Consider the following 20,409-nt stretch of genomic DNA (forward strand, 5'->3'; position numbering starts at 1 on the left):
TATGGTTTGTCATCTTAAGCCTGCCGAAGGAATTTGGCAAACATATTTTTCCATTCCGCAAATAAAAATCTGCAATAAGCTGATGCAAATCCTGTGAGACCCTGAAACACCCGACCGTTCGGGCGGAGGTTCAGGGTGAAGACCGGCTCCACTGAAAATTGCCAGCTGAGAACTGCAAACTGAAAATTGTAAACTGAAAAACTACTCTATCTTCTTGCCTTTCATGGCTGTCGAAATAGCAGCATCCATTACGCGCTCGGCAAAGGGGCGGGTAAATTCGTTCAGTTCATCAGCTTTTTTAAGGATGGTATCTTTATCCTGACTGGCTAGAGCCGTTTTAAGTGCCTCAATATGTGTTTTAGTTTCTGCTATTTCTGCTTCGGTTAAGTGTTCAGCATGTTTTTCGATAAAGCGCTCAGCTGTATATTGCAGCTGTTCGCCTTCGCTTCTGGCTTCGATTAACATTCTTTGTTGTACATCACTTTGTGCGTGCTCAATACTATCTAAAAGCATTTTCTCTACGGTATCGTCACTTAAACCGTAGCTTGGGGTAATTTCGATTTCCTGTTTTACACCTGAGCGGAGCTCAATAGCCTGTACCGTTAAAATACCATCGGCATTAAGCAGAAAATTGATATCTACTTTCGGTAAACCTGCAGGCATAGCCGGGATTCCTTTTAAGTCGAACTCAGCGAGTTTACGGTTTTCTTTTACCAGATCGCGTTCGCCCTGATAAACAGAAATTTTCATGTTCACCTGACCATCAACAGAAGTGGTGTACTGCCTGCCGGCTTTGGTCGGCACTTTGCTATTGCGCGCAATAATCACATCCATTAGTCCGCCCATGGTTTCGATACCCAAAGAGAGGGGAGTAACATCAAGCAGTAAAATATCCGAACGGTTTCCGGCCAGTACATCGGCCTGGATAGCTGCTCCTAATGCTACTACTTCGTCGGGGTTAATATTGTCTTGCGGGATTTTGCCGAAGAAATTTTGAACCTGCTGCTTTACATACGGTGTGCGTGTAGAACCACCCACTAATATCACTTCGTCGATATCAGCAGCTGTTAAATCAGCATCTTTTAAAGCATTTTTGCATGCCGTAATGGTTTCTTCAACTTTAGCAGCAATTAATTGTTCGAAAGTTTGCTTATCGAGTGTGCACCAGATTTCGCCAACTTTTTCATTGTACAAATTCTGGTTCGATAATGCTTTTTTTGCAGCCTCGGCCTGTAGCCTTAGCGTTTGCATCAATATATTATCCTGAGCCAGGGCAGTTACATCGAGTTTATTTTGAGCAATCCAGTAATCCAGAATTGCACGGTCGAAATCATCACCACCTAAATAGGTATTTCCGTTGGTAGCCAGCACTTCGAAAATTCCGTTCTGGATTTGCAGAATGGATACATCGAAAGTACCACCACCTAAATCGTAAACGGCAATGGTTTTCTGTTGCGTAGGATCTAAGCCTATGCCATAAGCCAAACTGGCTGCGGTAGGTTCGTTAACAATACGCATAACATCTAAACCTGCGAGTTTTCCGGCATCGCGTGTGGCCTGGCGCTGACTATCGTTAAAGTAAGCCGGAACGGTAATTACTGCACGGTTAACCGGCGTTTTTAGTGCGTGTTCTGCTCTGGCTTTAAGTTCTTTTAATATTTCGGCCGAAAGCTCAATAGGGGTATAGAAACGATCGCCTGCATGGATTTTTACCAATGCATCGCTATCATCGTCGATAATTTTATAAGAAAAAGTAGCGGCATGATCGGCCACATCTTTATACGAACGGCCCAATAATCTTTTAACCGAAAATATGGTGTTCGATGGATCGGTTGTTAAAAATTCTTTAGCCTCGTTACCTACAATGGCTTCGTTCTGGTTGTTGAAATAAACTACCGATGGCACCAATACGCCCTTGCCCGAATCGTTAATTACCTGTGGGTTTTTATCAGGGTTAATAAATGCAACCAGGCTGTTGGTGGTACCTAAATCTATTCCGACGATAATTTCTTCCTTTTGAAACGAACCTGTAGCAAGGTTAATCGATATTTTTGCCATAGCCGCAAATTTACAATAATGTTGTAAGGTTTTAGAACCCGAATGTTTTTTAAAAGTCAATAGTTTTAGGTGGGAGTCGGAGGTCAGGAGACCGGAGTCGGAAGATCAGATGTGTTATTAGTTGGGGATTGGGAGTTTTAAGTTATGAGTTTTGACTGGAAGTTTTATATCGTTATATCTTCGGACTCCTGACTTTCGGACCGCCGACTCATTTTGTCTTTTACCACCTTAGACACCTAAGAGCAGCAAAGAACTTAATCTTCTACTTCGATCTTTATATCGTTATATCTTCGGACTCCTGACTTTCGGACCGCCGACTCATTTTGTCTTTTACTACCTTAGACACCTAAGAGCAGCAAAGAACTTAATCTTCTACTTCGATCTTTATATCGTTATATCTTCGGACTTCTGACTTTCGGACTCATTTATTCTTCTCTTCAATCCAAAGACTCATGTATTTAGTGCTCTGAACAGTGTGGTGATTTAAAATCTGACCGATGAAATTGCTTTGGCGGTGTTTGGTTAAATCTGACAACAATTGGTTTACCTGTTGTATAAAAGCATCAGCAAAATCAGTGGAAGCATAACGTTCGTTAATAATTTGAACACCGTTTTGCTGTGCTGCCTGCCATGCGGTTTCGTTCTGGTATAGCTCAGCAGCCTGCTCCGCAAACAGGGTTAAGTCATCTTCAATAATGCCGTTCCAGGCTAGGTTACCTTTCATGGCTTCGGCGCCAACAGTTGTGGTTACCGATGGTGTACCGGTTTGCATGGCATCTATAAATTTGCCTTTAACACCTGCACCAAACTGGATTGGCGCAAGTAAAATTTTGTGGCAGGCAATGGTTTCCTGTGCGTTTACTGCCCTTCCTTTAATAAAAAAGCGTTCAGCTTTATTTTCGAGTTGCAGTACTTTTTGCGAAGGATAGGCACCATAAATATTCAGGCTGGCTTCGGGCAGTTTTTTGCGGAGCAAAGGCCATACCTTGGTTTTCAGGGTTTGAACGGTATGCCAGTTAGGTTCGTGCAGAAAATTGCCGATAAAAACGAAATCGGCCCTGTTTGCAAAAGGAATCCAATTTTGAATAGTATCTGCAGTGATTTCCTGCTCTAAAAATGGCAGATAATACAATAAGCTGGTACCAATTTTAAACTGTTTTTCGAGTAATTTAATTTCTGCTTCCGAAATAATCAGAGACAGATCGCAACGAAGAATTGCTGCAATTTCGCGCTTGGCGGTATCAGAAAACAGGTTGAGTATTTCCTGCTTTTTAGTGCTTTGCTGGCGTGCCTGCCGTAAAAAATGTAAATCTTCAGTGTCTAAAATCCGCAAGGCACCGGGGCATTCTTGCTGCACGCGCCAACCGTATTGTTCTTCGATCATAAAACGATCAAACAGCACAATATCGGGGTTTAGCGCTTTTAAAAAAGTATTGAAACTTTCGTCGTTTAATTTAATCTCCTGTTCAACAACACTTGTGTTGCTAAAATCGTAACTGAAATCGCTTTTAGATGCTGCCGAGGCAAAGGTAATGTGATAGCCCTGAGTCAGAAATAAATCAACCAGCTGGATCATCCTGGTGCCTGCTGCCGATGAACCAGGTTCAGGCCAAACCAATCCGATAATCAATAATTTCTTAGCACTCATGTTTTAAAATTTATGCAAAATAAGCTGTTTTTAGCTCACAATTTTAAAAGCGGGGATTATTTCTAATTTTGCAGTTCGAAGAGAGAAACCACATGTTAGGATTAAAATTATTGACAGACCCGCGTTGGGCAAATATTGCTGAATCGAATTTAGAAGAAATTTTATCTGACCATGCCTGGTGTGAACAAAAAGCAGCCAGTAATGCGATTACCTTAATTACCCAAAACTCCGAGCACCAGGATCTGGTTGATGAGTTAACCGCTATTGCCATCGAAGAAATGCAGCATTTTCAGATGGTGATTAACATTATTAAAGAACGAGGCTATACTTTGAGTCGTGAACGTAAGGATGATTACGTAGGCCGGCTGGTAAAATTCAGCAAAAAGGATGGTAGCCGTAATCAGGCTTTTATCGACAGACTTTTGTTTGCGGCCATGATCGAAGCCAGAAGCTGCGAACGTTTCCGGGTACTTTCTTTGAATATTAAGGATAAAGAGCTAGCTAAATTTTACCATGAATTAATGGTTTCGGAGGCTGGCCATTATACTACATTCTTAAACTTTGCCCGTAAATACAGCACCGATGTAGATGTTGAAAAACGCTGGAAAGAGTGGCTGGATTTTGAAGGTGAATTGATTCAGAGTTTCGGTACGAAGGAAGCGATACACGGTTAGATCAGTTTGCAATTTTCAGTTAACAATTTTTCATAGTAAACTGTTAACCGAAAACTGTTAATTGCCAACTAATCAGTTTTCAGTGGGCTGTGCTAACTGGCAACTGCTTATTGTTAACTGTTAATTGCCAACTGCCAGCTCTTTTTTATGAATGTTCCACAGCCAGATAACAATATCCTGGTAGCTGTTTATGCCTTTTTGCTGGTTGTTGAGTTTTAAGAAACGATCGAAAGCGGCATCCATGTAGCCGAACATTTGCCCGTTGTATTTGCGCCAAAACTCTTTTTCGGCTTTAAAATCGGCCAAAACCTGTGGCAGCAGCTTGTCGTGCAATATTTTGTAGTCATCAGGCGATTTCATTCTGATTTCGAAAAGAATATACCTGAGCATTTCGTAATTTGCTGAATACTGGTAATTTAAATCAGGGCTGTTGCTTGCGGTCAGGTAACCTAAAAGATTGGCTTCATCTTCGTAAGCAATACCCAGCTGATGGGCAATTTCATGACAGGAAACGTAAGGTTTAACAAAATCAGGTAAATTGGTATTCATATTGGCTTCGCCAGAAAGAGGCGCATAATAGCCTTCAATACCCACCTTGCTAATTACCCACGGGCTTAATACCGCCTTTAAACAGGGGTTTGAATACCTGAACAAAGGGTTTTTCTTTTCCATTAAATTGTAGGCCTGGGCCGAAATTTTTTCGAGCTCGGCCACCTGATAAGCAGGAATCTTGCCCTGCTTTAGCTTTAAAGCATTTGTTTTATCTACAAAATAGTTGCCCAGCTGTACCAGTTCTTTAACATTGTATTTTTCATAGCCAATGCCCAGTTCTTCACTCACACTTGGCCGGCTGTAATTTAAGCCCCATACTATTTTGAAAATAATATACAGCAGCAAAAAGAAATTGAATACCCGTAAAGGAATAATAATGCGGTCTTGCTTTTTGAACGCTTTACGCTTTTTATAAAACCGCACAATTTTATACAGCACAAAACCAATCAAAATAGCGTAAATGATATCGCCTATGGCGAAAGGAAAAATACCCGAAATAAATCTTAAAGCGGATGAAATGTAGGGGTAAAAACCTGTTGAGTAAAGTTTTTGGACTGGAGTAGGGAAGAAGCCAAATAAGTATATGGTAATGGCTATGCCAAAAATAATCAGCGATTTTAATGATAATGAACGGGTTGTCATTAATTATTTGTAGTGACCTCTTAATGAGTGGATATGCAAAGAATCGTCTACTATTTGATAAATGATTCTATGCTCTTCATTTATTCTTCGAGACCAAAGGCCTGTTAAATCATATTTTAACGGTTCTGGTTTCCCAATCCCTGTGTATGGATGTTCGAGGATATCAATTATTAATTGCTCAATTTTCTTTTGAATTGCCTTATTTCCTGATTTTTTCCAGAATTTGATATCAGCTAGTGCCTCATCATAATATATGATTTCCATATGATTGAGCGTGTGGTAGATGCTTTGTTGTAGTACTATTCAAAGGTTATTTCCATAAGTCCTCAATCGCGATTTTGGTGCCTTTTCCTGAATTCATTTGCTCCTGACTTCTTTTTATCTTGGCAACAAATTCTGGATTATAGGTGTTTTTTTCGGTGGTGAAATCAATCTTTAGGGCTTTTATAAATGCCTTTAAAGCGGATAGTTGTTCTTTATTTTTAGGATGTACTATTAATGTTTCCATGTTATTTCATTGTGATATACAAATATAACAAATCTATCTGGTAAAAGTTAAACGCTTGCCTATCTGGTCGGTAGTGAATTTGCCTTTAACATAGGCCAGGTTGCCTGATACGAAAGTGTGGGTAATACTGGCTTTAAAAGTATCGCCATCAAAAGGGCTCCAGCCACATTTGTAAAAATTATTCAGTTTGGTTACTTTCCAGGGATCGTTTAAATCAACGAGTACTAAATCGGCCCAATACCCTTCGCGGATATAACCACGTTTCTCGATATCGAAGCATATAGCCAGGTTATGCGCTGTTTTTTCTGCGATTTTTTCTAAAGAGATTTTGCCTTGCAAATGCATTTCCAATAAAGCTGGTAAAGCATGCTGTACCAGCGGACCACCCGAAGGTGCCTGAGCATAAGCTTGCTGTTTTTCTGCTAAAGTGTGTGGCGCGTGGTCGGTAGCAATTACGTCAATATTATCGTTTAAAACACCAGCCAAAACACCTTGCTGATCTGCTTCGGTTTTAACGGCCGGGTTCCATTTAATGAAATTGCCTTTTTGGGCGTAATCTTTATCATTAAACCAAAGGTGGTGTATGCAGGCTTCGGCCGTAATTTTTTTGTCTTTTAACGGAATGGTATTGTCGAACAATGCAATTTCTTTAGCAGTCGAAATGTGGAGGATGTGCAAACGTGTCTGGTAACGTTTGGCCAGCTCTACTGCCAACGATGACGATTTATAGCAAGCTTCTGTACTGCGAATCAGCGGGTGCATTTCGATGGTTAAATCGTCACCGTATTTAGCCTTAAACTCAGCCAGGTTATAACGGATCGTGGCTTCATCTTCGCAGTGTGTGGCCACCAGGATGGGTGCCTTGCTGAAGATGTGTTCAAGGGTTTTTTCGTTATCAACCAGCATGTTTCCGGTTGATGAACCCATGAAAACCTTGATTCCGCAAACATTTTTGGGATCGGTTTTTAAGACCTCTTCAATATTATCGTTACTGGCCCCCATATAAAACGAATAGTTGGCCAGCGAGGTTTGCGCTGCAATCTCGTATTTATCGGCAAGCAATTCTTGTGTTAAGGTATTGGGAACAGTGTTGGGCATTTCCATAAAAGAAGTAATGCCACCGGCAACAGCAGCCATACTTTCGGTAAAAATATCGGCTTTGTGTGTAAGGCCCGGTTCGCGGAAATGCACCTGATCATCAATCATACCTGGTAAAAGATATTGCCCCTCGGCGTTAATTTCCTGCGCACCGGGTGCACTAAGGTTTTGGCCAATTTTGGCAATAAATCCATCTTTAATTAAAACATCGGCAACAGTTTGCTGTCCTTCGTTTACAATTTTAGCAGCTTTTATCAGGTAAGTATTCATGGTTTCAAAGGTAGTAATTTAGTGATAAGTAGCTAGTATCAAGTATCAAGATTTTGATGCTGTAGATAAGGAGAATTGAGTTTTATGTTACTGTTTTTGGTTAAATAAACCTGATCGTAGTGGACACGGAGTGTAACGAAGTAAAACGGATAGCAGGATTGCCACAACCGAAGAATTACTGAAATTGCTTTACTCCTAATTCTGATAAATGAAGTTTCGATTTTGCATGGGATTGAAACCTTCTGCCTTACACCTTCAAACCCTCAACCTTAATCACTATCTTTGTGCGCTATGGCAAAATCGTTCGAAGACTTTAAATTAAACAGGCAAATTTTAAATGCTGTGGCCGATGCGGGTTACACCGTTGCAACGCCAATACAGGAAAAAGCAATTGCGCCGATATTATCCGGACAGGATATTTTTGGCATTGCCGAAACCGGAACGGGAAAAACAGCAGCTTTTGTATTGCCGATTTTAATGCAGCTAAAGTATGCGCAGGGCGAAAATATTCGCGCGCTGATTTTATCGCCAACCCGCGAACTGGCCATGCAGATTGAGGAACAGGTAAAACTGTTTTCTACCTATACCGACTTGCGTTCGCTGGTGATTTTTGGTGGTATTGGTCCTAAAACACAGAAAGAACAACTGGCAAAAGGTGTCGATATTTTAATTGCCACGCCGGGGCGTTTCCTTGAATTGTATTTAACGGGCGATATTAAAACCCAAAACTTAAAATTTTTGGTACTGGATGAAGCCGATAAAATGATGGATATGGGCTTTATTGGCTCGATACACCGCATTTTAGAAATTGTGCCCCGCAAACGGCAAAACTTACTGTTTTCGGCAACCATGAGCGATCTGGTTCAGAAAATTGCCGGCGATTTCCTGAAAAACCCAACCATTATTGAAACAGCACAGCAGGCAACTCCTGCAGCAAATGTAACACAAACGCTGTATTATGTGCCGAACTTTAAAACGAAACTGAATTTATTGCAAACTTTGTTGAAGAATGACGAAGCATTTACACGTTTAATCATCTTCTGTAAAACCAAAACCGTTGCCGACAATATTTTTAGTTTCATGGAACGTAAATACGGTGCCGATAATGTTCGCGTAATCCACGCCAATAAAGGCCAGAATACGCGGATTAACTCCATTAATAGCTTTAAAGAAGGAAATGTAAGGGTTTTAGTGGCAACCGATGTAGCCAGCAGGGGGATAGATGTAAGTGATGTGAGCCATGTAATCAATTTTGATGTGCCGATTATCATCGAAGATTATGTGCACCGTATCGGGCGTACGGGTAGGGCTTTTGCCAAAGGCGATGCCATTACTTTTGCTACTGAAGGCGAAAAATACTATATCCGTAAAATCGAAAAACTGATCCGTCAATCCATTCCGGTTGAGACCATTCCGCAGGGTGTTTTTATTGAAGAAACACCTTATGAGGAACGCCAACAGATAGCCAAAGAAATTGATTTGCAAAAACGTAAGGAAGACCCTGATTTTAAAGGTGCTTTCCATGAAAAGAAAAATGCAAAGGCTATTGAGCAAAAAGCAAGGGATAAGGCCAAAGCAAAATCGGGAAAAGAAGTTAAAAGCTTTAAAAAGGGTAAACGTTTCGATAAAAAGAAATAACTATGAAACTGCGTGTTACTCCGTTAAATATTGTTGGTGCAATTGGTTTAAGCTTATTGGTGGTTGGTCTTTTTTCTGAAAAAAGTACTGCACCAAGGCAGATTAACCTTAGTGGTTTCTATTTACTTATTCTGGGTTGTCTGGTTGCTGTTACTTTTGTAACCGATCTTATTTTCCGTTTTACGTTAAAAGATATTAAACAAATCTGGATGGTAGAGCTGTTATTTATCGTTATTGCCGCAATCTTGATGCTAATATTACAAAAAGTAGTATAATACAAAGGCGAAGTATTTGGTAAAATCAGCATCTTTGCCCCGAATAAAATACCCATAAACCGGTATAATCCGTTTATCGGTGATATCCATTTTTAAAATATGAGAAAAGCAGAAATTAAAATTACCGTTGAGTTAGACGATAACAATATGCCAGAGAACATTCTTTGGGAAAGTACCGATGCACAAACTACAGATAAAGTGCCGGTTAAATCGATGTTTCTGGCCCTTTGGGATCACAATTACAAGAACTCAATGCGTATTGATCTTTGGACTAAAGATATGCCGGTTGATGAAATGAAACGTTTTTTCTACGAAACCCTGCAAACCATGGGCGATAGCTTTTTAAAAGCAACAGGCGAAACCCTGATTGTTGAAGATCTACGCGATTATTGTGCTCACTTTGCCGATAAAATGGGCATTATTGAAGGTCAGTAATTTAGCTGGCAGTTTTCAGTTAGCAGTTTTTAAAATATTAACGCAAACAATAAGATGTTAGTTGTAAAAAAAATAAATGCCTACATCGGCTTAATTCTGGGTGCCATTGCCATAACCATTGCACCAATGTTAAAAGTACCTGTTAAGGGTAACTGGAATTTATACCAGGCAGATCCACGTTTGCTTTATATCTCTCTGGCTATTTTTGCCTTGGCTGCTTTATTTCTGTTTGTAAGGGCACTAAGCATGTTCAGGCTAATGGCTATTGTAGCGGTAATCTGGACTGCGGTAATGGCTGCTGCGGTTTGGTTTAAAGTAAACAATTACTTTGGCTCTAAATTTTTTGATAAAATGCTTTCGAAAACCATCCATTTCCAGTGGGGCTGGATTGTGTTACTGGTCGCGGTAATTTTACTGGCCACCAGTGTTAAGAAAGAACGCCTGGAGATAAAACCATAAGAAACAAAACGCCGGTTAACGATTAAGTTACCGGCGTTTTTCATTATTCAGGAAATTCTGAGTTATAAGACTTATTTTATCCACCTGTAGCGCGTAAGATTTGGTTTAAAACCACAATTATGTCTTCAGGTGCTGCTGCGAGGTCAGTTTAGCTACTTCGTAACCCTTAGCCTTACACCTGGCAACAATTTCATCATAAGTTTGCTTTGGCATATGCTGATTTCGGCTCATGATGAATAAAAATTTGTGATCGGGATGGCCAACCACTACGTACGAGTAATCATCAGCTAGCTCAATAATCCAGTAATCAACCTTTATGGGCCAAATAAACTGTGCCTGCAGTTCGCCATTATCTTTTTCTGTAGAAGGAAACATTTTTGAATTCCGCGAATAAACCTTTTCATCACCTGGCTTTTTATAGGTGGTTAATACATCGTAATAGCCAGCTTTGTTCAGGGTGTACTTTGTAGTGGTTTCGCGGCTGCCCTTATCGAAAATGGTCGGAATGGAATATAATGAATACCAGGTTCCGGCATACTTTTTCAAATCCACTTTGTTTACAGGTGTATTTTTTTCTGCAGGTAAATAACTGAGTAATACAAGCAATAAGGCACAAATTGTTTTCATGAATAAGCGGGTTTTATATAATTTACGAAACCCCTTGCAAAACAGATTTGTTAGAACTTATTTTTAGCCTTCCAGATAAAACCATCCAGTACATAATGTGTAGCCTGTGGTAATGCCAATAGCGGAACGAGAAGCGAAAGGAGCTCGCTGCTGGTAATTTGTGGTAAAGTTGAAAATGGTTTAAATACAGCCTGGTGTTCTTTCCATACCAGTCCATCCCATAAACCTTCTTCCAGGTAGGCAAATAATATCAGAATTAACAGAAAGTAAAAGATTCCCCATTTGCCAAAGCTGAGGGCCATAATCTTACTTTTAACAGGGTTTCGGTCTAACTTCTTTTTTTCGAAAAACCAGATCAGGGCCATGTATGGGATACCATGCGAAACTACATTGAGTGTGGTAAAAGCCATGTCGCCATTAAAATAAACAATGCCAAAGTACCAGGACAGGAATGTTCCGGCTACAAGTAAGTTACGCGGGATATTTATCCACCTTTGTTTAATAACGACCAGTATTTCTTTTACAAGATACAGGGCAATGATAGCGATATATATGAGCGCTGAAATTTTTAATAAAGCATCGTTTTTGAAAGAAAAGAAATCGCCTGCTATAAACCAGTTAAAATGCCTTGCCGTGCTAAGGTGCCAGAAAAGCAGTGGATATAAGGTTGCGGTATAAATAGCCACTTTATCGATAAGCTGCCCGGCACGCGAAGCCTGCTCATTGCGCGAATACAAGCGCATAAAGCCGTATTGCTGCCTGATGAAATGGTAAACGGCCAGGTAAGCCAGGATTCTCCAAAACCACAGGGCATCAAAATGGTAAACCATTACTCCTGCAATATAACAGGCAAGCGGAATGGCAATGAGCAAAGTATATTGTTTTTTAAAATTACCAGGATTAAAATAGGTGCGGTACAAAGTGCTGTACACATGTGCAACATCGATAAAAACAATTAAAAATACCCAATAGGCCAAAGGAACACCCGCTGCATTTTGAAATTGTGACGGAAAGAGCAAAACGAGCAACAGCGCAAAAAACGGAGGCGAAAGGATGAAAACAACATCACTTATACGCGAATTTAACCAGGGCTGATTTGGATTAGGATGTGACATTGAGTACTTGTTTTGCTGCGTTGATGCCCTGATGAAAAGCTTCTTCAAAAATAGATACCCCACTTAAATCGCTATGGGCAAAGAAAATTTTATCATCAACAGGCAGTTTTGCTTTTGCCAGGTTTTCACTCCAGATAAAATCTTTTGCAGGTGCAATCATGCCATGCCCCCAAACCCAGAAATCGATATTTTCAATGGCTTTGCTAATACCAGGGTGTATAATTTCCAGTTCTGGAATGACGATATCCAGCCACTGTTCGTAATTTCTGGAATAAGCGGCCAAACGGGCAACTGCAGGCTCAAAATCGCAAAGCGGGAGATAATAGGTAATTACCTTTTTATCTTCAGAAAGGTTTAAATGTTGTTGCGCCGAGTTTACGTAACCAACTGATGGTGTATTGTAAGCCACATTATCCCAGCAAAGGCTTATTCCTTTCGATTCTGGTAATTGGTTGATAGTAATATTTGCAATAAGCCATGGCGAATAATTAAAAGCTTTATAATCGATATTGCGGTTAAAATTTTTCAGCAAGCGGTTGTTTACGAACTGCGGCGCGCATAAAATGATTTTTTCGGCCTCAATATTTTCAGTAAGTTGTGTTTTGGTGTTAAATACGGTTACCAACGTATTGCCATTAGGCATAGGTTTCAAATCGTAGCACAGGCTTGAGGTTTTAATGTGATCTCTGAGCGGGCCTGCCAATTGTTTCATGATCCAGCCATTGCCTTCAGGCCAGGTTAAAATAGCGTTCTGCTCTGCATTGGCAGCTTTTCCCCTGCGTGAAGCGAAATAATGCAAGCCTGCCCAGGCCGATATATGTTTAATTTTTTGACCGTAATCGTCTTTACTGGCATAATTTAAGTACCAGAGCAGATATTTGGAACGATAGCCCTTTTCTTCCAGATAAGCCTCAAAAGTTATTTTATCCAGCCTTCTGTAGTTTTCATCAGCAGAAGAAGAACTTAAAGGTATATTGAATAAAAATTTACCATCGTTACCTCTGGTGTTTTTAAGCTGATCAACTTCTGATAAAAAACGCCTGATCTCTTTTTTATCGGCAACGGGCACACCAAAATCCGGAATTAAACCTTCCTGCCATTCGCCATTTATTAATAATCTTTCTTCAGGATCGAAAGTTAAATAGTAATCGTTGTAGTAGGGTAACTGCCCCTCAAAATGCGTGATGACGTCAATTTCCTTTAAAAAATCAATCAATAAAGCATCGTCATTATTGGCTATGGTGATATAATGAGCGCCCAAGGGATATGAAGCTATTTTGTTGCTGCCATAATAAGAGTTTCCGCCCGTATGGTTTTCTAGCTCCAGAATTTCGAAATCAGTTTCACCATTCTTTTTTAACCATCTCCCTGCCGACAAGCCGGAAATGCCACTGCCAACAATGAGTGTTTTTACTTTTCTGGTACTTTTCGCCGCGGGTAATTTTAGTTTATCGCGTAAAATATGTCCTGCTTTGGCATCAGGGCCCTGTAAGGTTCCCGGGATGTTATAGCGATTTGACCGCATTTTTTTATAACAACCATTTAAAAAGATGCCACCGGTAATTAATCCGATCCGCAACAAAAAAGAGCGACGCTTTAAATAAGCCGATAACTCATCCTTATAAAACGTTTGCCCACTCATCTTCAAAATACTTGACCAAAATTTGGTTATTAAGCTTATTTACATCAGTTTCTACCTTGCCCATATCTTTCGGAAAGTAGAGCATTAAATCTAAACTTTCTTTCGAAATGAATTTCAGACCCGGTAAATATTGCTGCGGTTTTTTATATACATTATCGGGTTCGGTAGCCATAATGTAGCCCCACTCGCCAAATGATGGTACATAATTGTGATAGGGAATGGTTTTTAAGCCAACACTTTCTAAAGTTTTGTTTACAGTCCAGAAAGATTTTGGTGCAACGAAAGGCGAGGTAGACTGGATTACCATTAAGCCTTTTGGGGCAAGAATACCTTTCACCAACTTGTAAAATGCATTGGTGTAGAGTTTTCCGACAGCATAATTGGATGGATCGGGAAAATCGATCACAATAAAATCGAATTTCTTCCGCTGTGCTTTTACCCAGCTAAATGCATCAGCATTAATTACCTTAACCTTTGGCGATAAGAGGGCGTTTTTATTGAGCCCAAGCAAAATCTTATTCGATTGGAACAGGCCTGTCATTCCTTTATCCAAATCAACCAGGGTTACCGAATCAACATTTGGATATTTTAAAATCTCCCTAACAGCAAGTCCATCGCCACCTCCCATTACCAAAACGTGTTTGGCAAAAGGTAAAGCCTGTAATCCGGGGTGCACTAAAGCTTCGTGATAGCGGTATTCATCATCAGAACTGAATTGCAGGTTTCCGTTCAGGAAAAGCCGCAAAACCTTATTTTTTTTGGTTAAAATAATCCGTTGGTAAGGCGTACTTTTCGAGTAGATAATGGTATCGCTATAAGTCTGGCTCTCAGAAAAACTGGTTATTTTATCGGCATAAATAAAACCCGCAAGCAGGGCGATGATACTGATGAAAGATGCACCCTGCAGATACTTTGAAGCCCTGATTTCCTTTTTAAAGTTCAAACAAACAATTAAGGCTACTGCAACGTTGAGCATCCCAAACAAATAGGCTGTTTTTACCAAACCCAGATGCGGAATGAGCAGTAATGGGAAAATTAAAGAGGCGAGTAAGGCTCCAATATAATCGAAGGTAAAAACTTTAGAAACAAGGTCTTTAAATTCATAGCGATCTTTAAGGATACGCATAAGTAAAGGGATTTCTAAACCAACAAGAATACCGGTTAAGCTTACAAAACCATACAGCACAATCCTGAAAGAGGCAATACTTTCGAAAACGAGGAACAAAACAGTTGAACTGAAACCGCCGACCAGCCCAACCAGAATTTCGATTTGTATAAACCACGAAAGGATATTCTTCTCAAAATATTTGGATACCCAGGAGCCAATACCCATCGAGAAAAGGTAAACCCCAATTATAGTCGAAAATTGGGTAACCGAATCGCCAAGCAGGTAGCTGGCCAGGGTGCCGGCAATTAACTCGTAAATTAAGCCACAGGTTGCAACAACAAAAACTGAAATTAATAAAAGCGCAGGTAACTTTTTGTTCATGCTAACTGTGAATGGCTGAGCTTATAATAATTGCAATGGCAATAATAAAGGCTGCAAAAACAATAGCTAAGGCTAAATTTTGTTTTTCGAGTATTTCTTTCCAAAGATTTTCTGGCGTAATTTTTTCTATAATCCAGAATGCGATAAAAAGTACAAAAATACCCAGGATAGAGTAAACTAATGATGCAATAATGTACTTGATGTTAATTAGTTCGTTTAAGCTCATAATCTTTTATTTATGGTAAAATCTGTTTACATGGCCTCCGTGACGGCTGGATCCATTGAATTCGGTGTTTTTTTCTACATTATCCTGGTAATAGGCATGCCCGCGCAGGCCGCTGTAACCGTAAAAGCCCAAAATAACGAGTAATACAATGAGGTAATATTTAATTGGTTTCAAATCCATTTAATCTCCGTTTACAAAGGGTGAAAAATCGCTGTTGTTCCATCTTCTTTTCTCATAATTGCGCATTAAATACCAGCAAATGGCCGGGAAGATGCAAAGCAGCAGTATGGTAATCAGGGTATTGCGGATCATGCTCACATTAGTAGTAGCCCTGATATACAGGTTGTTCCGGTAAATATCTCCCGATGATGGATATACATTTAAGTGGTACTTGCCTTTCGGTATGTCTGATAAAAGAACCGATTCTCTGGTTGAACCTTCCGACCAGCTTTCGCCATCTTCTACACCATGGTAATATTCTATACCCTTGCTCACTTCCCAGGTTCGGTTATCGGCCTCATTAACCAGTACAATGGTAGTTTCCAGCCAGTTGTTGTCAACACCAGAAGCAATATCGAATTCAATATTGGATGATTCATCTTCAATAACAAATGAAGGCGTAATGAAAGATTTGAAAGCATCAGCACCGGCCTTGGCATCGTAGGTAATTAAAAAATCGTCGTTTATTAATTCTTTTTCAGGTTTTACAGCACCAAAAAGCAAATGCAAAAGCAACACCGCAACTATAGCTATGCCGGTTATTTTTAAAGAAGACATCCACCTGTCGTAAGCTTTAGATGGCTGATTGGCACCAATACCAATCTGTTCCGGAAGACTGCTTTTATCAAGATTAAATGCGGTAGCAATTTCATCCTTGCTCAGGTATTCGCCAATGTAGTAATTGGTAAGGTTTTGCGATTTATTAATCACCTCTTTTACAACCATAAATGGCGGTGCGATATATTCTGTAGCCTTAACCTTTTCATTTACCACATTCCAATCCACTTCGCCAAGCATGGCTGTTACTTTTGGACTGTACCTGTTAAAAAGCTTGTACTCTACCTCTTTGTAGTCTACACTTACACCGTACGATGTAGGTTGTTTATAATCGGGCAGAAAATCTTCGCCTGCGATGAAATTCCAATGGCCATTAAATTCGGCTAAGGTAACATAGCCCTTATCGTGGCTGGTTAAAATATATTCTCTCCAGCAGTATATTGTTTCTGCTTCCTTTTTTTCGAGGTACGCAATTACTTTTAAATCGACACCGTGGATATTGGTTGTTGAGCCAAGTTTTAAAACCGGAGCATTTTTGGGCTTTTCTAATTTTCTGTTCAGCCTTGTTTCTGCCCGGGTAAAAATGTGTAAATACGAGAAACAAGAAGGGCAAACCACGTATTCGCTTTTGGCCGGTTCGTACAGGACAATATTTTGCCTGCATACCGAACAAGCTATTGTTTCTGACAGTTTGAAAAATGATTGAACTGAATTTTCCATTAACGTACAATTTCAGTTTTCTGCATTTCTTTACCTTCAAAAAAGTGCAATACAGCGTCATAAATATCCCTTACCTTTTGGGTATTGTCTTTCTGGTAATTGGATAGAAAAATATCGAAGGTAGCCAGTTTAAACTCCGGCCAGGTATGGATAGATAGATGCGATTCGGTTAAGCAGATAACGGCCGTAAAACCTCCGTTAGGGAAGTCGTGATAAACTTCGCCAACTTTTTCAAGGTTTTGATTGGCAATTAATCCGTTAAAAAGTGCTTTACAAGCCTGAAAAGAAGAGAGTTGTTCCGTTTTTTCAGAAGAAAATTCAGCTAATATGTGTAATCCCGGTTTATAGGTCATTGAGCGTTTAGTATCTTTCAAAATTAGAAAAGTATTTCTAATGTAAGTTATAGCAAGCGAATTTTAAGTTCAGATATTTTTTTCTGCTATAAAATGATCTTCAACATCTTCTTCAAGCGGGATATAAATTCTTTCCCATTCGTTGCCATCTACAATTTCCCAGGTGTGCCCAACGCCAAGGGTATCGTTTGCAATTAAGATAATGCCTGGTTCAATGATAAAAGTTTCACCATTGCTTACCGTAAAACGAAGTTTACCTTTCAAGGTAAGTACATATTGCCGGCGTGGGGCAGGATGGGGGATTTTTTCCAGCGTTGATACATCGGTTTGTGCAAAGAAATGACTGGCTTTGATGTGCTGGCGGATAGGGATTTTGCCTGTTTCAAATGAACATTGTTCGTTTGCTGTATTAATTAAGCGAATGGCTTTAAGGTAATTGCGGGTGTCGGCTATTTCGGTATTCATCTGCAAATAAAAGGTATTGATTTTAAAATTTTAATTCAGTTTGTCCACGTTGCATTACTTCACTTTCGTGTTGTAGCAACCATTTTTTACGCCACAGGCCGCCTGCATACCCCACCAGCTTGCCATTACTGCCAATAACCCTGTGGCAAGGTACTACAATGGCAATGTTGTTTTTGCCATTTGCAGCGGCTATTGCGCGGATAGCGAGTGGCTGATGTGCCGAGAATTTAGCATAGGATGTGGTTTCGCCATAGGGAATAGCCAATAAATTTTGCCAAACGCCCTGCTGAAATTCCGTTCCTTTCTGTTTCATCGGGAAATCGAAATGCTGTAATTTGCCATTAAAATAATCGGTTAATTGTTGGGCAACCTTTAACGTGAGCGGATTTTCGGTTAATCCTGTAATAGCTGTCTCGGCAAAAGTTACGGCATGTACAAATTCATCATCGGCAAGGATGGTAATCTGGCCAACAGGCGATGCAATAACTGATGCGTAGTTCATATTTTTTCTTTTTTGCCACAGATTTCTCTGATTAACACAGATTTTGGTTTATTTTTCTGTATCTACTGTGCTTCCGTGGCTATTTATGCAATTAAAAACTATCTGTGTTTATCCTTTTTATCTGTGGTTTTAATCTTTCTGCGCCTTCAGTGCCTCTGTGGCTAATAACGCTAGTTGCAATTAAATGCTATCTGTGTTAATCCTTTTTATCTGTGGTTTTAATCTTTTTCGATGTCTGCTGTGGCTAAATTGTTAATGCCCCAGATCTCAAACAAAATTACAACAATACAACAATTTAAGCATGCAATATTTATCAATAAAAGTATCTTTGCGGTTATGCAATTGGCCAAAGAGGTTAAATATTTAATTCACAAGGAAGTATTGTTAGAGTGGCGCTCCAAATATACCATTAACGGTGTGCTGTTATACGTGGTTTCTACCATTTTTACCTGTTATTTATCGTTTGTGAGTTTAGGAGATAAATTAACGTGGAATGCGCTTTTTTGGATTATTATGCTTTTCGCCTCGATTAACGGTGTATCTAAAAGCTTTTTGCAGGAAACCAAAGGTCAACAGCTTTACAGTTATATTTTAGCAAGCCCGGCGGCGATTTTAATCTCCAAAACGGTATACAATACCTTGCTCATGCTTGTGCTCACTACCATTGCCTTGGGTTTTTATACCCTGGTATTCGATTCGTTTACCCCCCCTGATTTGATGATGTATTATATAGCCGTGGTATTGGGGAGTATCAGTTTTTCAACGGTATTTACCATGGTTTCGGCTATTGCCAGCAAAGCGGGTAATGGAGGCATGTTGATGGCAATTTTAAGTTTTCCGATTATTATCCCCGTATTGATTCTACTAATTAAGCTGGCCAAAAATGCAGTAGATGGTTTACCCTGGGAGAATAGCTATGACGAAATTGCAATGCTTTTGGTGGTAAACGTACTGGTGGTAGCAACCTCTTTATTGTTATTTCCTTACCTTTGGCGCGATTAAAAAATGAATGATAGATGGATTGAATGATAGCATTCAATCATTCAACCTCATAATTATACACATATATGAAAAAAACCTGGTGGAAAATTTTAGCTTCGGTGCTGGTTGTTTATACTGCAATTGCAGGTTTATTACTGGGCGTACCCCGGCTGGCTATTTTAAACGAGACCATCCGTAACCTGTACTTCCATGTGCCCATGTGGTTTGCCATGATTGTACTTTTCTCCATTTCTGTTTTTTATAGCATCAAGTCGTTGAGCACCAAAAGTGAAATTGATGATATTAAAGCCGTTGAAAGCGTAAATGCCGGTATTATTTTCGGTTTATTGGGGCTGGTAACAGGGGCTATTTGGGCAAAATATACCTGGGGACAATTTTGGAGCTTCGATCCGAAACAGAATTTTGCGGCAATTTCGGTATTGCTTTATTTTGCTTACCTCATTTTGCGCAATGCTATAGATGAGGAGCAGAAAAGAGCCAAAATTTCGGCCATTTATAACATTTTTGCCTTCCCGATGATGGTAGTACTGCTTTTTGTACTTCCCCGTTTAAAAGATTCGTTACACCCCGGAAATGGTGGCAACCCAGGCTTTAACAGTTACGATTTAGATAGCCGCATGCGGATGGTGTTTTATCCGGCATGTTTAGGCTGGATATTAATCGGTTACTGGGTATATACCATCCGTTTCAGAATACGTTCAATAGAAAACAAACAACAACATAACTAAAATGAAGAAGATACTTTTCTCCCTGATATTAATGATGGCTACCCTGCAGTTATTTGCACAGGATAATGGTGTAGAAATGGCCGATACCTTACGCAATAACGGAAAGATATACGTAGTGGTAATCTGTATCGTAATTATCTTACTGGGCTTACTGGCTTATCTTTTTAGTATCGATAAAAGATTGAAAAAAATAGAAAAAGAAAGCAATACCGGAAAATAGGTCTTTCTGCGCAATAAGTTTACAACTTATTTCGGCCATAAAATCAATAAAACGCAATAATTCGGCCTGTTTGCTAATTATGCTTTTATCCTTATCTTATTGTAATTTAGCTTTTTGCATTTTTAAAAATCGCTAATTAAGTATACAAAACAGTAAATATGTAAATTACCTACTACATAGTATTGTTTCTTGCAAATTAATTGGTGATGTTTGATTAGTTATAAATTAAATCAACGGGACGATTTAGATTAACTTTAAAGAGGTGATCAATTTTATATTGATCACT

24 protein-coding genes are annotated in these 20,409 nt (G+C 39.6%); 8 read left to right on the top strand and 16 right to left on the bottom strand.

Annotated elements, in window-relative coordinates; translation table 11 throughout:
• Positions 1-201: 201 nt before the first annotated feature.
• Both dnaK and OC25_RS12915 read right to left on the bottom strand, forming a co-directional pair.
• Positions 202-2,058, bottom strand: coding sequence for a molecular chaperone DnaK (gene dnaK / locus OC25_RS12910; RefSeq protein ID WP_039476672.1), 1,857 nt, complete (start codon positions 2,056-2,058; stop codon positions 202-204).
• A 421-nt stretch (positions 2,059-2,479) separates the two neighbouring features.
• A complete protein-coding gene (locus OC25_RS12915; RefSeq protein WP_039476674.1) occupies positions 2,480-3,706 on the bottom strand; it encodes a glycosyltransferase in 1,227 nt (408 codons plus the stop codon).
• Between the two features lie 92 nt (positions 3,707-3,798).
• On the opposite strand from OC25_RS12915, the gene OC25_RS12920 reads away from it, so the two are divergent.
• A complete protein-coding gene (locus OC25_RS12920) occupies positions 3,799-4,380 on the top strand; it encodes a MiaE family protein (RefSeq protein ID WP_039476676.1) in 582 nt (193 codons plus the stop codon).
• A 120-nt stretch (positions 4,381-4,500) separates the two neighbouring features.
• Here OC25_RS12920 and OC25_RS12925 read toward each other — a convergent pair whose 3' ends face one another.
• From OC25_RS12925 to OC25_RS12940, 4 genes are read right to left on the bottom strand one after another with little or no spacing between them, the layout of a single operon-like run.
• The gene (locus OC25_RS12925; protein ID WP_039476678.1) at positions 4,501-5,574 is read right to left on the bottom strand and encodes a DUF3810 domain-containing protein; all 1,074 of its coding nucleotides are present in this window, start codon (positions 5,572-5,574) and stop codon (positions 4,501-4,503) included.
• Between the two features lie 3 nt (positions 5,575-5,577).
• The gene (locus tag OC25_RS12930; protein WP_039476680.1) at positions 5,578-5,838 is read right to left on the bottom strand and encodes a Txe/YoeB family addiction module toxin; all 261 of its coding nucleotides are present in this window, start codon (positions 5,836-5,838) and stop codon (positions 5,578-5,580) included.
• Between the two features lie 46 nt (positions 5,839-5,884).
• The gene (locus OC25_RS12935; protein ID WP_039476682.1) at positions 5,885-6,082 is read right to left on the bottom strand and encodes a DUF2683 family protein; all 198 of its coding nucleotides are present in this window, start codon (positions 6,080-6,082) and stop codon (positions 5,885-5,887) included.
• Positions 6,083-6,115: 33 nt separating this feature from the next.
• Complete coding sequence (locus OC25_RS12940) at positions 6,116-7,450, bottom strand: dihydroorotase (protein WP_039476683.1); 1,335 nt, start codon at positions 7,448-7,450, stop codon at positions 6,116-6,118.
• Between the two features lie 291 nt (positions 7,451-7,741).
• On the opposite strand from OC25_RS12940, the gene OC25_RS12945 reads away from it, so the two are divergent.
• The 4 genes from OC25_RS12945 (at position 7,742) to OC25_RS12960 (ending at position 10,257) form a co-directional block, all read left to right on the top strand.
• The gene (locus OC25_RS12945; RefSeq protein WP_039476684.1) at positions 7,742-9,088 is read left to right on the top strand and encodes a DEAD/DEAH box helicase; all 1,347 of its coding nucleotides are present in this window, start codon (positions 7,742-7,744) and stop codon (positions 9,086-9,088) included.
• Between the two features lie 2 nt (positions 9,089-9,090).
• The gene (locus OC25_RS12950; RefSeq protein WP_039476685.1) at positions 9,091-9,363 is read left to right on the top strand and encodes a hypothetical protein; all 273 of its coding nucleotides are present in this window, start codon (positions 9,091-9,093) and stop codon (positions 9,361-9,363) included.
• A 99-nt stretch (positions 9,364-9,462) separates the two neighbouring features.
• Entirely contained in the window at positions 9,463-9,798 is a 336-nt protein-coding gene (gldC, locus tag OC25_RS12955; RefSeq protein WP_039476687.1) for a gliding motility protein GldC, read from the top strand.
• Positions 9,799-9,852: 54 nt separating this feature from the next.
• A complete protein-coding gene (locus tag OC25_RS12960; protein ID WP_039476689.1) occupies positions 9,853-10,257 on the top strand; it encodes a hypothetical protein in 405 nt (134 codons plus the stop codon).
• 117 nt (positions 10,258-10,374) lie between these two features.
• Here OC25_RS12960 and OC25_RS12965 read toward each other — a convergent pair whose 3' ends face one another.
• The 10 genes from OC25_RS12965 to OC25_RS13005 form a co-directional block, all read right to left on the bottom strand.
• On the bottom strand, positions 10,375-10,884 hold the full coding sequence (locus OC25_RS12965) for a lipocalin family protein (RefSeq protein WP_052266193.1): 510 nt from the start codon (positions 10,882-10,884) through the stop codon (positions 10,375-10,377).
• Positions 10,885-10,934: 50 nt separating this feature from the next.
• On the bottom strand, positions 10,935-11,999 hold the full coding sequence (locus tag OC25_RS12970; RefSeq protein WP_039476692.1) for a hypothetical protein: 1,065 nt from the start codon (positions 11,997-11,999) through the stop codon (positions 10,935-10,937).
• Positions 11,986-13,524 carry an NAD(P)-binding protein gene (locus OC25_RS12975; protein WP_245221989.1) on the bottom strand — a complete coding sequence of 513 codons (1,539 nt, stop codon included), beginning with the start codon at positions 13,522-13,524 and terminating at the stop codon, positions 11,986-11,988. The genes OC25_RS12970 and OC25_RS12975 overlap by 14 nt, the downstream gene beginning before the upstream one ends.
• A 94-nt stretch (positions 13,525-13,618) precedes the next feature.
• Positions 13,619-15,130, bottom strand: a complete 1,512-nt coding sequence (locus OC25_RS12980) for a polyamine aminopropyltransferase (protein WP_039476695.1) — start codon at positions 15,128-15,130, stop codon at positions 13,619-13,621.
• A gap of 1 nt (position 15,131) precedes the next feature.
• Positions 15,132-15,356 carry a DUF350 domain-containing protein gene (locus tag OC25_RS12985; protein ID WP_039476697.1) on the bottom strand — a complete coding sequence of 75 codons (225 nt, stop codon included), beginning with the start codon at positions 15,354-15,356 and terminating at the stop codon, positions 15,132-15,134.
• 6 nt (positions 15,357-15,362) lie between these two features.
• Positions 15,363-15,536, bottom strand: coding sequence for a hypothetical protein (locus tag OC25_RS27910; protein WP_156131469.1), 174 nt, complete (start codon positions 15,534-15,536; stop codon positions 15,363-15,365).
• Complete coding sequence (locus OC25_RS12990) at positions 15,537-16,853, bottom strand: DUF4178 domain-containing protein (protein WP_039476698.1); 1,317 nt, start codon at positions 16,851-16,853, stop codon at positions 15,537-15,539. It abuts the gene before it with no gap.
• Positions 16,853-17,227 carry an S-adenosylmethionine decarboxylase family protein gene (locus OC25_RS12995; protein ID WP_245221992.1) on the bottom strand — a complete coding sequence of 125 codons (375 nt, stop codon included), beginning with the start codon at positions 17,225-17,227 and terminating at the stop codon, positions 16,853-16,855. Before OC25_RS12995 ends, OC25_RS12990 begins: the two co-directional genes overlap by 1 nt.
• A gap of 48 nt (positions 17,228-17,275) precedes the next feature.
• Positions 17,276-17,671 (bottom strand): cupin domain-containing protein, encoded by a 396-nt coding sequence (locus tag OC25_RS13000; RefSeq protein ID WP_039476704.1) that lies wholly within the window; start codon positions 17,669-17,671, stop codon positions 17,276-17,278.
• A 22-nt stretch (positions 17,672-17,693) separates the two neighbouring features.
• Positions 17,694-18,173 (bottom strand): methylated-DNA--[protein]-cysteine S-methyltransferase, encoded by a 480-nt coding sequence (locus OC25_RS13005; RefSeq protein ID WP_039476706.1) that lies wholly within the window; start codon positions 18,171-18,173, stop codon positions 17,694-17,696.
• Positions 18,174-18,509: 336 nt separating this feature from the next.
• Here OC25_RS13005 and OC25_RS13010 point away from each other — a divergent pair, with 336 nt between their 5' ends.
• From OC25_RS13010 to OC25_RS13020, 3 genes are all read left to right on the top strand, one after another.
• On the top strand, positions 18,510-19,175 hold the full coding sequence (locus tag OC25_RS13010; protein ID WP_039476976.1) for a heme exporter protein CcmB: 666 nt from the start codon (positions 18,510-18,512) through the stop codon (positions 19,173-19,175).
• Positions 19,176-19,240: 65 nt separating this feature from the next.
• Positions 19,241-19,903, top strand: a complete 663-nt coding sequence (gene ccsA / locus OC25_RS13015; RefSeq protein WP_039476708.1) for a cytochrome c biogenesis protein CcsA — start codon at positions 19,241-19,243, stop codon at positions 19,901-19,903.
• Between the two features lies 1 nt (position 19,904).
• Positions 19,905-20,123, top strand: a complete 219-nt coding sequence (locus OC25_RS13020) for a CcmD family protein (protein WP_039476709.1) — start codon at positions 19,905-19,907, stop codon at positions 20,121-20,123.
• The last annotated feature ends 286 nt before the right edge of the window (positions 20,124-20,409 follow it).

It is taken from the genome of Pedobacter kyungheensis (genome assembly GCF_000812965.1).
In the GTDB taxonomy this organism is placed as follows: domain Bacteria; phylum Bacteroidota; class Bacteroidia; order Sphingobacteriales; family Sphingobacteriaceae; genus Pedobacter; species Pedobacter kyungheensis.

What these genes read in the sequence shown, in the direction of transcription:
- OC25_RS12965 (WP_052266193.1), bottom strand. Translation starts at nt 10,884, where the DNA reads ATGAAAACAATTTGTGCCTTATTGCTTGTATTACTCAGTTATTTACCT.
- dnaK (WP_039476672.1), bottom strand. Translation starts at nt 2,058, where the DNA reads ATGGCAAAAATATCGATTAACCTTGCTACAGGTTCGTTTCAAAAGGAA.
- OC25_RS12980 (WP_039476695.1), bottom strand. Translation starts at nt 15,130, where the DNA reads ATGAACAAAAAGTTACCTGCGCTTTTATTAATTTCAGTTTTTGTTGTT.
- OC25_RS13010 (WP_039476976.1), top strand. Translation starts at nt 18,510, where the DNA reads ATGCAATTGGCCAAAGAGGTTAAATATTTAATTCACAAGGAAGTATTG.
- ccsA (WP_039476708.1), top strand. Translation starts at nt 19,241, where the DNA reads ATGAAAAAAACCTGGTGGAAAATTTTAGCTTCGGTGCTGGTTGTTTAT.
- OC25_RS13000 (WP_039476704.1), bottom strand. Translation starts at nt 17,671, where the DNA reads ATGAATACCGAAATAGCCGACACCCGCAATTACCTTAAAGCCATTCGC.
- OC25_RS12975 (WP_245221989.1), bottom strand. Translation starts at nt 13,524, where the DNA reads ATGCGGTCAAATCGCTATAACATCCCGGGAACCTTACAGGGCCCTGAT.
- OC25_RS12960 (WP_039476689.1), top strand. Translation starts at nt 9,853, where the DNA reads ATGTTAGTTGTAAAAAAAATAAATGCCTACATCGGCTTAATTCTGGGT.
- OC25_RS13005 (WP_039476706.1), bottom strand. Translation starts at nt 18,173, where the DNA reads ATGAACTACGCATCAGTTATTGCATCGCCTGTTGGCCAGATTACCATC.
- OC25_RS12915 (WP_039476674.1), bottom strand. Translation starts at nt 3,706, where the DNA reads ATGAGTGCTAAGAAATTATTGATTATCGGATTGGTTTGGCCTGAACCT.
- OC25_RS12985 (WP_039476697.1), bottom strand. Translation starts at nt 15,356, where the DNA reads ATGAGCTTAAACGAACTAATTAACATCAAGTACATTATTGCATCATTA.
- OC25_RS12930 (WP_039476680.1), bottom strand. Translation starts at nt 5,838, where the DNA reads ATGGAAATCATATATTATGATGAGGCACTAGCTGATATCAAATTCTGG.
- OC25_RS12920 (WP_039476676.1), top strand. Translation starts at nt 3,799, where the DNA reads ATGTTAGGATTAAAATTATTGACAGACCCGCGTTGGGCAAATATTGCT.
- OC25_RS12935 (WP_039476682.1), bottom strand. Translation starts at nt 6,082, where the DNA reads ATGGAAACATTAATAGTACATCCTAAAAATAAAGAACAACTATCCGCT.
- OC25_RS12925 (WP_039476678.1), bottom strand. Translation starts at nt 5,574, where the DNA reads ATGACAACCCGTTCATTATCATTAAAATCGCTGATTATTTTTGGCATA.
- OC25_RS12940 (WP_039476683.1), bottom strand. Translation starts at nt 7,450, where the DNA reads ATGAATACTTACCTGATAAAAGCTGCTAAAATTGTAAACGAAGGACAG.
- OC25_RS27910 (WP_156131469.1), bottom strand. Translation starts at nt 15,536, where the DNA reads ATGGATTTGAAACCAATTAAATATTACCTCATTGTATTACTCGTTATT.
- OC25_RS12970 (WP_039476692.1), bottom strand. Translation starts at nt 11,999, where the DNA reads ATGTCACATCCTAATCCAAATCAGCCCTGGTTAAATTCGCGTATAAGT.
- gldC (WP_039476687.1), top strand. Translation starts at nt 9,463, where the DNA reads ATGAGAAAAGCAGAAATTAAAATTACCGTTGAGTTAGACGATAACAAT.
- OC25_RS12950 (WP_039476685.1), top strand. Translation starts at nt 9,091, where the DNA reads ATGAAACTGCGTGTTACTCCGTTAAATATTGTTGGTGCAATTGGTTTA.
- OC25_RS12945 (WP_039476684.1), top strand. Translation starts at nt 7,742, where the DNA reads ATGGCAAAATCGTTCGAAGACTTTAAATTAAACAGGCAAATTTTAAAT.
- OC25_RS13020 (WP_039476709.1), top strand. Translation starts at nt 19,905, where the DNA reads ATGAAGAAGATACTTTTCTCCCTGATATTAATGATGGCTACCCTGCAG.
- OC25_RS12990 (WP_039476698.1), bottom strand. Translation starts at nt 16,853, where the DNA reads ATGGAAAATTCAGTTCAATCATTTTTCAAACTGTCAGAAACAATAGCT.